At 39.4% G+C, this 12,131-nt stretch carries 12 protein-coding genes; 3 read left to right on the top strand and 9 right to left on the bottom strand.

The features are described from left to right. Positions 1-19: 19 nt before the first annotated feature. The 4 genes from AB5916_RS04835 to AB5916_RS04820 all read right to left on the bottom strand — a co-directional run bounded on the left by AB5916_RS04835 (position 20) and on the right by AB5916_RS04820 (position 1,784). Complete coding sequence (locus tag AB5916_RS04835) at positions 20-403, bottom strand: TIGR04076 family protein (protein WP_368189514.1); 384 nt, start codon at positions 401-403, stop codon at positions 20-22. A 180-nt stretch (positions 404-583) separates the two neighbouring features. Next, on the bottom strand, positions 584-823 hold the full coding sequence (locus AB5916_RS04830) for an SdpI family protein (RefSeq protein WP_368189609.1): 240 nt from the start codon (positions 821-823) through the stop codon (positions 584-586). Positions 824-923: 100 nt separating this feature from the next. After that, positions 924-1,304, bottom strand: a complete 381-nt coding sequence (locus tag AB5916_RS04825) for a DUF2116 family Zn-ribbon domain-containing protein (RefSeq protein WP_368189512.1) — start codon at positions 1,302-1,304, stop codon at positions 924-926. A 105-nt stretch (positions 1,305-1,409) separates the two neighbouring features. Then, positions 1,410-1,784, bottom strand: a complete 375-nt coding sequence (locus AB5916_RS04820; protein WP_368189510.1) for a TnpV protein — start codon at positions 1,782-1,784, stop codon at positions 1,410-1,412. Positions 1,785-2,055: 271 nt separating this feature from the next. Between AB5916_RS04820 and AB5916_RS04815 the strand changes: the two genes are divergently transcribed. Both AB5916_RS04815 and AB5916_RS04810 read left to right on the top strand, forming a co-directional pair. After that, positions 2,056-2,535 carry a hypothetical protein gene (locus tag AB5916_RS04815; RefSeq protein ID WP_368189507.1) on the top strand — a complete coding sequence of 160 codons (480 nt, stop codon included), beginning with the start codon at positions 2,056-2,058 and terminating at the stop codon, positions 2,533-2,535. After that, complete coding sequence (locus tag AB5916_RS04810; RefSeq protein WP_368189506.1) at positions 2,528-2,710, top strand: helix-turn-helix domain-containing protein; 183 nt, start codon at positions 2,528-2,530, stop codon at positions 2,708-2,710. Before AB5916_RS04815 ends, AB5916_RS04810 begins: the two co-directional genes overlap by 8 nt. Before the next feature lie 904 nt (positions 2,711-3,614). Here the strand turns inward: AB5916_RS04810 and AB5916_RS04805 are convergent. Both AB5916_RS04805 and AB5916_RS04800 read right to left on the bottom strand, forming a co-directional pair. Next, positions 3,615-6,884: a GBS Bsp-like repeat-containing protein gene (locus AB5916_RS04805; protein ID WP_368189504.1), complete on the bottom strand. Its 3,270-nt coding sequence runs from the start codon at positions 6,882-6,884 to the stop codon at positions 3,615-3,617. A gap of 119 nt (positions 6,885-7,003) precedes the next feature. Then, positions 7,004-7,639 carry a recombinase family protein gene (locus tag AB5916_RS04800; protein WP_368189502.1) on the bottom strand — a complete coding sequence of 212 codons (636 nt, stop codon included), beginning with the start codon at positions 7,637-7,639 and terminating at the stop codon, positions 7,004-7,006. Between the two features lie 200 nt (positions 7,640-7,839). Between AB5916_RS04800 and AB5916_RS04795 the strand changes: the two genes are divergently transcribed. Then, a complete protein-coding gene (locus tag AB5916_RS04795; RefSeq protein WP_368189500.1) occupies positions 7,840-8,094 on the top strand; it encodes a helix-turn-helix domain-containing protein in 255 nt (84 codons plus the stop codon). Positions 8,095-8,131: 37 nt separating this feature from the next. Here the strand turns inward: AB5916_RS04795 and AB5916_RS04790 are convergent, their stop codons facing one another. The 3 genes from AB5916_RS04790 to fusA form a co-directional block, all read right to left on the bottom strand. Next, complete coding sequence (locus AB5916_RS04790) at positions 8,132-8,269, bottom strand: hypothetical protein (protein ID WP_368189498.1); 138 nt, start codon at positions 8,267-8,269, stop codon at positions 8,132-8,134. Between the two features lie 388 nt (positions 8,270-8,657). Beyond that, positions 8,658-9,851 carry an elongation factor Tu gene (gene tuf, locus AB5916_RS04785; RefSeq protein ID WP_158421490.1) on the bottom strand — a complete coding sequence of 398 codons (1,194 nt, stop codon included), beginning with the start codon at positions 9,849-9,851 and terminating at the stop codon, positions 8,658-8,660. A gap of 156 nt (positions 9,852-10,007) precedes the next feature. Beyond that, positions 10,008-12,131 (bottom strand): elongation factor G, encoded by a 2,124-nt coding sequence (gene fusA, locus AB5916_RS04780; RefSeq protein ID WP_368189495.1) that lies wholly within the window; start codon positions 12,129-12,131, stop codon positions 10,008-10,010.

Below are 12,131 nucleotides of genomic sequence, written 5' to 3'. Positions count from 1 at the left end.
TTCCAAAAACTTGAAGTTGTTAGCATGTATAAGCATCATCTGCCGTGTTCTTAAAATTCTGCTTTTCCAACCATTGCTTTTCTTCTTTGTTTTCCGGAATATCAATCCGCTCTATTTTGAAGATAACAGGGCGTGTGCCGTCATTGCAGCAGGCAATCATCATTCTGTCGTCATTTGTCCACTTACGCATAATGGAACCACCCTGTAGTGCCGCATAGACATATCGGCTGATGGCATCCCATGCCTCGCCGCAGAATTTGCCGTTCATTAGATGGTAAAAGTCATCCTGCTCAGGCGTTCTTTTCAGAAAGAATGTATCTCCCGCCTTGAAGCAAGGACACGGACCTGATTTCGGATCAGCCCAATACTTTTCCTGCAATTCCGGAAATACCTTTGTCTCCAATACGGTTATTTTTCATTCGTAGTTCATAAAAACCTCCTGTATCTTCACTGTGTTGAGTTCATTAAATTTCGATTTTCATTTCCGCCAATTGGAAGTTAGCTATTTTTTCATTCCTTGCTTTGTAAAATGCTTATGCAACAAAAATTCTGTCGGAATAATTGTAAGCACCATAATTCCTAATTATAAAAACACCAAATAAACAGAAATCATTTCAAAGTTTGTATCATCTTTCGTTAAAATCAAAATAAAAATTGATAGTATCACCAGGATGATTCCTAAAACAAAGTTTATCCAGCCCCAACACCTGTGTGCATATCTCCATGTTTCATCATTCATCCTTGACATAGTAGTTCGATATCCCGAACTCCCCTGCCGATCTTTAGGAGGCTTATCTTTCCACGTATATCCCAATATAATCATAGATAACGGTACTAAAAGTGAACACACAGATAAAAATATAAACATTACAGAGATCTCCTCTCAACTTCTGATTAATTTGCTGTAAAGACTGAAGTTGTCATCAAATAAACCCTACCCATATCCCAACCGCTATAAGTAGCATACCTAATATTCTTCCGATAAATCTCGCCTTTTTATTTCCAAATAAAGCAATTGTTTCTGGAGTAGTAAATGGAAGCAAAACAACCGTGACCCCCATTACTATAATTCCACTTCCAATCATGCAATTGCAGCTTGACACAACACCATAAAACATAGCTAAAAACCCTAAAATAATGCCCGAAATGAAATACTTAATTTTATGTCTATCTTTTTCAATTATCTTTCTATAGCTGTTTTCGCACTCACTGCTACAAAATTCCAAATTACTATCTAATTCTTTGCCACAATATCTACATTTTTTCATAGTAACTTCCTCGATAATTTTCAAAATTTTATCCAAAAGCTCTCGATTTGTCTTTACTTTATTCTACCATAGTTCATTTTAAAATACTATTCCAATATACACAAAACAGAAAAAGCGATCTTTTCGACTGCCTTTTTCCACCTACATATATATCGTATTTTTCAATGCAATTTCTTCCGCACATGCCTTTATATTATTCATCAATCCAACCCATTTCATCAGATCCTGCATTTTCAGTTGTTCCGTCACACCCTGTTTTTCCACCATCTGCTTTACCAAGGTTTCTACCTGCTCTCTGGCCTCCTGATCGGCTCGGTTCAGATGTGCCGTCAGCTCCCCAGTCATCAATAAATACTGGTATTGTGCCGGTCTATGCTCTTTCAGGAACTGTTTCCGCAGCATTTCATATTTACCATATATCGGTTCTTCTTCATTCAGTGCCAAATCCGGCAAATAATAATCTCCATGCAAAGTATAGTTTAATCCGTTCTTTTCATCATAAATGTGTTTTTCCATGATTTTATCTCTCCATTTCTCTGTTTTTTGATTTACTTTTCTTACGTTGCTGATTCTCCATCTCACTCTTTTTTATTCCCCATGCCAATCTTTCGTGAATACTTCCCTTTGGCATTTGTTCCATCTGTCTTTTCTTCCAGAGCTTTCTCGTTTTAAATATCCTGCTGTACTGCCGCATCTACAGTTTCTATTCCAATTTATAATAAAATATGTCTGGATACCAACATTCCTCTACACTCAAAAGAAAAAATCAGAAAGGAGTTGGACTACCTTGCGCAGAGCTAATTTGTTTATAAAAGATAGTCTATATAACAATACTGATGCCATTTCCAATGCTATCCACTACATCACTCACAATAATACATGTTCCCTGTTTTGTTATGGCATTTGGCCACCTACTGCTGAAGGAGCTGTTAAGAAATTTACCAAACTTCGCAATATCATTCCAAAAGAGCCTTGCTCACAACAGCTTCAGCACTTCTGGATTACTTTTGAAGATAAAAAATGTTCAGAATCTGTTTCAGAATTTTTAGATCATCTTGCAACAAGCATCGGTTTCTATTATCCCGTCTGCTATGCGATACATGAAGATCAATCTTACCTTCATGCACACTTTATTGTATCCACAATCAGTTATTTTTCTACTATTCCTTTTCTCATAAATTCACAGTGGCGAACATGCATTGATAATATAATCCAGTTTGCATGGGGTAACAATATTGATTTAAAGGAGATACACAAAAATGCTTAATCAATACGAAGACATTCTTACCATTTTTGAATTGGCAGAAATTTTAAAGATTGGAAACACACAGGCTTACAGACTTGTAAGAACCGGAAAAATAAAAGCTTTTAAATCAGGGAAGGATTGGAAAATACCGAAACAGACTGTCATTCAATATATCTGTGAGCAAAGCAAGCTCTGATTATTGAACTTTTTTTCAACTGTTCTATTCTCATATATTCTCAAAACCGAAAAAAAACAAGGTCAAAATAGGGTCACGGGAATCTTTCTGGAAATTTTTTATAGGAAATACCATCCGTTTACCATCTGTTTTTATAACTGAACCGAAATGTAAAATAGAAATGAAAGTAACAGAAAAACCCCAGAAACACAAGGTTTCTGGGGTATCTTACGCTTGGACACAACGTACCTTTCGGTACTCTATATATAATTAGTTATTCTTACTCGATAACTGTAGCAACACGTCCTGATCCTACAGTACGTCCACCTTCACGATACTTTAATCCCATTTTACTTCTTATTTTTTATGGTTTTCTCTCCAAAACATAGTGAAAAACGGCTGATTTGCACCATGTATTTTTATTTGCCTGATTTCTTGGCACCGTTTTGGCACCGGAAGCCCTGGTCGAAAAGATTCTCTTCCACGGCTAACAGATGCTACTCTACCAACTTTATATTGCACCGGTAATTTTTAACTGTTATAATCGAAACATGGGTGCTACCATAACGGTAGGCGGTTAGTCCTTCTCCAGAGGGACTGTGACCCTCTGATTACATAGAAACCTGTAAAGGAATCCAGTGGAAAGGAGGGCTAAGCCAATGAGTATTGTTGACTTCATAGCAGTAGTGAGCTTCGGCTTAACCTGCTTTAGTATCGGATATACATTAGGCAAAGATAATCATAAACCACAAAAATAACCGCCCAAGCCTGGTAAACTGAAGCGGCAATTTTTGTCACATCATATATCGGACTAACCGTCTATCGGTAGCACTCTTTTTCTATAATCATAGTACCACGACAAATAAAATATGTCAAAAGCTTTTTATTTTGCAGGCAACTGTTCAACCAGCTGCCTGCATTTTCTTTACTTTCTATAAACTGCCTTTGAACTCATACCTCGCGCTTTTAAAAGCTTCTTATATGTTTTCATCTGTTTTGCCGGAACTTTGACAGTTGGCTTTTTATAGGTTCCTGCAAAAGCTTTTGAACCTACTGTTTTACCTGACAGAGTGCTTGTATTAATTATAATGCTCCTGAGTTTCTTACAATTACAGAATGCCTGTTTTCCAATACTTCTGACAGATCCAGGAATTGTTATTTTACTCAGGCTGTTGCAATTTGCAAATGCTCTGTGTCCAATCTTTACGATTCTATTTCCGCCACTTACCTTGCTCAACTTCTTACATCCATAAAATGCGTTTGTTCCGATCACAGTAACATTTCTTCCTATTGTAACAGACTTAAGTGATTTATTATTCTTAAATGCATTTGCTGATATACCAGTTACTTTGCAAGTGATTCCATTTACTTTAATCGTATCTGGAATTCTTACAGATGCTTTCTTATAAACAGGTTTCGTGAACTCAACACTCACTCCATCCTGAAGGACTTTATAAAACCCATTTGTTGATTTGTCCTTTATCGTCTTTCCAGGAGTTGCTGTTTGTGGTGTGATTTTTGCTATCTTCTTACCTGAACTTATCTTCTGATTACAGATTGTACAGTAAATATCTCCTGTATAACCTTCGGATGTCGTAGTTGCATCTTTTTTATTTCTGATCTCTGTTGCTCCATGACCAGTTGCTGCAATAGCTTCTGTTTTAGTTGTTCCGCAAGAAGCACAGCTATATGTCTTGATACCTTTGGTAGTACAGGTGGCTGGTGTTGTAATTTCACCCTTATTCCATACATGATCTGCTTTTGGAATTACCTGACCTTCTTCTAAAAGTTTACCACAATCCTGACAGTAAATATCACCTGTATATCCTTCTGACTTACAGGAAGCTTCTTTTGCAAATTTTGTAATCTTATTTACATGTCCGGTTGCAGGAATTTCTTCAATTCTTGTGGATTTACATACTGTGCATGTGAATGTTTTGATTCCTTTAGCGGTACATGTTGCATTCTGTGTTACTTTTCCAGAATCCCAGATATGATCCGTTTTTGGAATTACATTACCGGATGTCAGTTTTGTATTGCAGTCCTTACAGTAGGTATCACCTGTATAACCTTCTTGAGCACAGGTTGCTACTGTTGCATTTCGTAACTCGGTATGCTGATGACCTGTTGACATGATTTCCTCTGTCCTTGTTGCGTTACATCCTGTACAGGTGTATGTCTTGATTCCTTTTCCACTACAGGTTGCTACTGTTGTAATCTTTCCTGAGTCCCAGGTATGATCCGTTTTCGGAAGGACTTTTCCCGCAGTAAGTTTTGTATTACAATCCTTGCAGTAAGCGTCACCTGTGTATCCTTCTTGAGCGCAAGTTGCTGCTTTGACATTTCGTAACTCAGTATGCTGATGACCTGTTGATGGAATTTCTTCTGTCCTTGTTGCATTACATCCTGTACAGGTATATGTCTTGATTCCTTTTCCGTTACAGGTTGCTGCTGTTGTAATCTTTCCTGAGTCCCAGGTATGTTCTTTCTTTGCTATTGATTTTCCGGCTCCAAGTTTTGTGTTACAATCCTTGCAGTAAGTGTCTCCTGTGTAACCTTCTTGAGTACAGGTTGCTGCTTTTACATTTCGCAACTCGGTATGCTGGTGTCCTGTTGCTGGGATTTCTTCCTCGTAACTGTCATCATTGTCTTTGCAGGTATAAAGCCGGATACCAGGTTCAGTACAGGTGGCTGGTTTCTTGATGGTGAAGGTGTATTCATGTTGATGTTTTTTTCCTAATTCTACTGCAGGTGCTGCAGCAGATGAACTATTTCCTACCACATCATATGCATATATATGAGAAATATAAGTTCCTGTTTTGTTTCCATGGTCACTCTTTTTAATTACACAACTTGCTGTGTCCCCATTTACTCTACCTTCATGCCATATAGGATTTCCGCTGTCATCTGCCGATGGCCAGGTTGGAAATCGTACGGATATTGTACCGCTACTATTATTATCTTTTACAGTACATGTAATAGTATAGCTTTCTTCTGTAACATCAATAATTTTAATATTTTCTATTACGGGTGGTTCTGTATCTCCTATAATAACTCCAGGAGCCCGCCCTGCTGTCATATTTCCATTCATATCATATGCATATATGTGCGTAAGATACAATCCAGTTTTATTTCCATGATCACTTTTCTTAATTACACAACTTGCCGTATCTCCATTAATCGTGCCATCATGCCATATAGGATTTCCACTATCATCTGCTGATGGCCATGTTGGAAATTTAACTGAAGTCACCCCTCCATTATCATATACTTTACAAGTAACAGTAAATGAATCCATTTTTATCTCTGATACTCTTATATCGCTAATTACTGGTGCTTGAGTATCTCCCATTACAACTAGAGGAGCTGCTGCTGAAGTTGAATTTCCCGCTGAGTCATAAATATATATGTGAGATATATAATCTCCATTTTTATTTCCATGATCACTTCTTCTTATAACACAGCTTGCTGTATTACCACTTATTGTTCCTTCATGCCATATAGGATTTCCACTATCATCTGCCGATGGCCAGGTTGGAAATAAAACTTTTGTGACATTTCCTGCTATGTTGCAAGAAACCTTATAAGAATTTGAATTAACATCTGAAACCCGAACATTGCTTATAGATAAAGGATCTTTGCTATTAGGTTCGGATGCATAATTAGGTCTTACAAAGCATGTAAAATATTTATGGTTCACAGCATATGGTCCATGTTTCCAAACCTCAGATGTTGAATTGCTTGAAGTATTTCTTCCTGAATTACCACCTATTGTTGATACTGTTGAACCAGATACTGCATACACAATCTCAACATGATAATAATTTCCTCCACCACCCCAGTCCATGAAAGCAATATCTCCAACTTGCGGTGTAGAAACTACATGTCCACCTGCATTTAAAATATTTTGTTTAAGATACGACACACCTCCAGATGCTGGAATTGCTGAACTTGCTCCAGCTAATATTGCACAGTCACTTACGAAATCAGCGCACCATCCTTCTGTGTACCCAAACATTGCACCAGTTCTTTGATATTGTGCCAATGCAACAGAACATATATCATTGGCCTGATTCCCTGATAAAGTAAATGATTTATTAAAATTTCCAGTACGTGATTGTGTAGCTGAAACATTTAACGGAAATATTAATATCAACACCAAAATTAATATACTTACCATTTTTTTCTTTTTCATACGCTTTCCCTCCCGTTTCAAATCTCAGACATTAAGAAACGCCTATGCTATACTCGAAGCAGAAGGCAAAAACACAAGAAAAGCATGAAAAACGGTGTATTTACCGCATTTTCATGCTTCTACTCAGATGTACCAAAATGTCTACTATTCGACACAGTTTCTCCAATTATTTTCCTGTATCTTCGGTAAAAAGTTGTATGACTAACCCCTAATAATTCTGCAGCCTGCCGCGTTGATAGTTCACCTAACTCACATCTCCGGCAGACCTCTTTAAACTGATCTGGCATTTCTTTCTCAGGTCGGCCAAATTTCTTACCATTTTGTTTTGCAGCTGCAATTCCTTCTGACTGCCGCTGACAGATAAATTCTCGTTCTGTCTGTGCTACATAAGCAAAGATCTGCAATACCAGATCAGCTATTAATGTTCCTGTAAGATTTCCTGTCTTTTTTCTGGTATCCAGCAGTTCCATATCCAGTACTAATATGTCTGCTTTTAACTCTTTGGTTATGTACTGCCACTGAACCAGAATATCATTATAATTACGCCCCAACCGATCAATACTTTTTATAATTAACAAATCCCCCTTCTTTAATTTTTTCATCAATTTCTGATAAGCCGGTCGTTCAAAATCTTTACCCGACTGATAGTCACAATATATGTTTTTCTTTGAAATCTGATATGGCTTTAATGCCAGTATCTGCCTGTCTATATTTTGCTCTTTTGTAGATACCCTGATATATGCATATTGTTTCATTTCCTGTCCTCCTGCATCATTTTTATAATACAGTAGGCATTTGTACATCGTAGCTACCTTTGTATAGGTAATATTGTAATTTTATTACTTTATCTTTTTTAAGTCAACTATGCAAAGGTAAGTTTTTCCTTTTTCTCTGCTATGATTACTTCAACTTTCAACTTTGCAAAGGTAACTATTTATTATGTAGAGGTGAACTCATGACTTATTCTGAACTTTATGCATTACGAATCCGCCAACTGTGCAAAAAGCGTAAAATTACAATAAACAAGCTGGCAACGTTAGCCGGATTGAAACAATCTACAATAGACAATATCTTGCGTGGCAAAAGCAAAAATCCCAAAGTAAGGACACTTCATAAAATTGCCAATGTATTTGGAATGACCTTGAGTGAATTTCTCGATTTCCCGGAACTCAATGACTATTCCATTGAAGATGAAGACGATGATGTATAAAAACAGGAGGAAATCTCCCGCTCCTCTTTATTTAGTCTTAAAGTTCCATTCCTCTGTTTTTTGTTTTATTTTTCTTACGCTGCTGATTCTCCATCTCGCTCTTTCTAGCTCCCCAGGCAAGTCTTTCGTGAATACATTCTTTTGGCATTTGCTCCATTTGTCGTTTTTCTTCCAATGCTTTCTGCTCCCATTCAATTCCATGCTGTCGTACAAGCTCTGCAAGCACTTTTTTTCATGGTTGATCCACTGATTCAACTCTGTATAAAGAAATTGAAGAACTGGATTTTGAAACACGAATTCGTAAACGAGATGAACTTTTAGCAAAAAATTTTTCCAATAACGAATAAAAATAGTATCATAACAGTATCACAGGCAGATATGCGAAGAAAATAAAAGTCTTCCCATACCTGCCTGTCTTAATTTATTCGCTATTCTTTATAGCTGTATTCAAATCTTTCATGTAACAGAAAAACCCCGGAAACCTTACGGTTCCGGGGTATCTTACGTTTGGACACAATGTACCTTGCGGTACTCTATATTTATATTAAGATGTTATGCTAAAATTATTCGATAACTGTAGCAACACGTCCTGATCCAACAGTACGTCCACCTTCACGGATAGCGAAAGTAAGACCCTGGCTCATAGCGATTGGGTGGATCAGCTCGATAGTCATCTCGATGTTATCTCCAGGCATGCACATCTCTGTTCCTTCTGGAAGGTTGATAACACCTGTAACGTCTGTTGTTCTGAAGTAGAACTGTGGACGATAGTTGTTGAAGAATGGTGTATGACGGCCACCCTCGTCTTTTGTCAGAACGTAAACCTGAGCTGTGAATTTTGTATGGCATGTAATTGTTCCTGGTTTAGCAAGAACCTGTCCACGCTCGATCTCATTTCTCTGAACACCACGAAGAAGTGCACCGATGTTATCACCAGCCTGAGCCTCATCCAGTAATTTACGGAACATCTCGATACCAGTTACAACAACTTTACGTGTCTCTTCTTTAATACCAACGATCTCAACTTCCTCAGATACGTGAAGAACACCAGCCTCTACTCTACCAGTAGCAACTGTACCACGTCCTGTGATAGAGAATACGTCCTCTACAGGCATAACGAATGGCTTATCTGTGTCACGCTGTGGATCTGGAATGTAGCTGTCAACAGCATCCATAAGCTCCATGATCTTATCGCCCCACTCGCTGCTCGGATCCTCAAGTGCTTTAAGAGCAGATCCTCTGATAACCGGGATGTCATCTCCTGGGAAGTCATACTCGGAAAGAAGCTCACGAATCTCCATCTCAACCAGCTCAAGAAGCTCTTCATCGTCAACCATATCACATTTGTTCATGAATACAACGATGTAAGGAACACCAACCTGACGAGCAAGAAGAACGTGCTCTTTAGTCTGAGCCATAACACCATCGGTAGCTGCTACAACAAGGATAGCACCATCCATCTGAGCTGCACCAGTGATCATGTTCTTAACGTAGTCAGCATGTCCTGGGCAGTCAACGTGTGCATAATGTCTCTTCTCTGTCTGATACTCAACGTGTGCTGTAGAAATTGTGATACCACGCTCTCTTTCCTCTGGAGCTTTATCGATATCTTCGAAGTTCTCTACTACGTTTCCTGGAACTCTTTCAGCAAGAACTTTTGTGATAGCTGCTGTTAAAGTTGTTTTACCATGGTCAACGTGTCCAATAGTACCAATGTTACAATGCGGTTTTGTTCTCTCAAACTTAGCTTTTGCCATTTTAAAACGTCCTCCTTGAATATTGGCTCTTTCTATACAGAGCTCCAATTTCGATTTTAAACTTGCTATCCTTGATTATATTGCAAATCAAGGATATTTGCAAGCATTATTTATTTTATCAAATACAAGTTACTGTTTACAGTAACCAGTCCTGAGTCAGTCTTTCTGAGCAAGGATCTTTTCCTGTACGCTCTTTGGAACCGGCTCGTATTTCTCAAAGAACATGGAGTAGTTACCACGTCCCTGAGTTCTTGAACGCAGGTCTGTTGCATATCCGAACATCTCAGACAGCGGAACATATCCACGGATCATCTTGCCACCGCCGATATCTTCCATACCCTCGATACGTCCACGACGGGAGTTGATATCACCGATAACATCACCCATGTAATCCTCAGGTGTTGTTACCTCTACCTTCATGATAGGCTCAAGAAGGATCGGTGCAGCCTTATGCATTGCATCTTTGAATGCAAGAGATCCGGCAATGTGGAATGCCATCTCAGAAGAATCGACTTCATGGTAAGAACCGTCATATACGTTTGCATGAACGCCGACTACCGGATATCCACCAAGGATACCAGCCTTCATAGCATCTTCGATACCTTCGCCAACTGCAGGAATGTATTCCTTCGGAATAGCACCACCAACAACTGTGGACTCGAACTTGTACAGTTCTTCTCCGTTGGCATCCATAGGCTCGAATTTAACTTTACAGTGACCATACTGTCCACGACCACCAGACTGCTTTGCATACTTGCTGTCTACATCAACTGCCTTGGTGATTGTCTCTTTGTAAGCAACCTGCGGAGCACCTACGTTTGCTTCTACGTGGAACTCACGAAGCAGACGGTCAACGATGATCTCCAGATGAAGCTCACCCATACCAGCAATGATTGTCTGTCCAGTTTCCTGGTTTGTATGAGCACGGAATGTAGGATCCTCTTCAGCAAGCTTTGCAAGAGCCTCACCAAGTTTACCCTGGCCAGCTTTTGTCTTAGGCTCGATAGCCAGCTCGATAACCGGCTCCGGGAATTCCATGGATTCAAGGATTACAGGATGCTGCTCGTCACAGATCGTGTCACCGGTTGTGGTGAATTTGAATCCGATCGCTGCAGCGATATCACCGGAGTAAACCTTGTCCAGCTCCATACGCTTGTTGGCATGCATCTGAAGGATACGTCCAACACGCTCTTTTTTGCCTTTTGTTGAGTTGTATACATAAGATCCGGAATTCATTGTTCCTGAATATACACGGAAGTATGCAAGTTTTCCAACGAATGGGTCTGTCATGATCTTGAAAGCCAGAGCAGAGAAAGGCTCTTCATCAGAAGAATGTCTTACTGTCGGGTTTCCATCCATATCAACACCATCGATTGGCGGGATATCTGTTGGAGCAGGCATATACTCCAGGATAGCGTCCAGAAGCTTCTGAACACCTTTGTTTCTGTAAGCGGAACCACAGCATACCGGAACAGCTGTACATTCACAGGTAGCTTTTCTCAGAACAGCTTTCAGTCTATCAACAGTCGGCTCCTCACCTTCCAGATATTCCATCATTAATTCGTCATCCAGCTCACAGATCTTCTCGATCAGTTCTGTATGATAAAGCTCTGCATCTTCTTTCATGTCGTCCGGGATATCAATGATAGAAATATCATCACCCTTCTCATCATTGTAGATGTAAGCTTTCATCTCGAATAAGTCAATGATTCCCTTGAAATCATCTTCTTTTCCGATTGGCAGCTGCAGGCAGATAGCGTTTTTACCAAGACGGGTCTTGATCTGCTCTACTGCGCCATAGAAATTTGCACCCAGGATATCCATCTTATTGATGAATGCCATACGCGGTACATTATAAGTGTCAGCCTGACGCCATACGTTCTCGGACTGTGGCTCAACACCGCCCTTCGCACAGAATACACCAACGGCACCATCAAGTACACGCAGGGAACGCTCAACCTCTACTGTGAAGTCTACGTGACCAGGTGTATCAATGATGTTGATACGATGCTCAAGTGCTCCTGGCTTCGGCTTGCAGTTCTCCTCAAGTGTCCAGTGACATGTTGTTGCAGCTGATGTGATCGTGATACCTCTTTCCTGTTCCTGCTCCATCCAGTCCATGGTAGCAGTACCTTCATGAGTATCACCGATCTTGTAGTTGACACCTGTATAATAAAGAATACGTTCAGTCAGGGTTGTTTTACCCGCATCGATATGAGCCATGATACCAATGTTTCTGGTTCTCTCAAGCGGATATTCTCTACCTTCTTTTCCAGCCAA

It is taken from the genome of Blautia sp. 1033sp1_1033st1_G9_1033SCRN_220408, from assembly GCF_040929965.1.
Classification (GTDB): domain Bacteria; phylum Bacillota; class Clostridia; order Lachnospirales; family Lachnospiraceae; genus Blautia_A; species Blautia_A ammoniilytica.
This window is presented reverse-complemented; position numbering and strand designations above follow the sequence as displayed.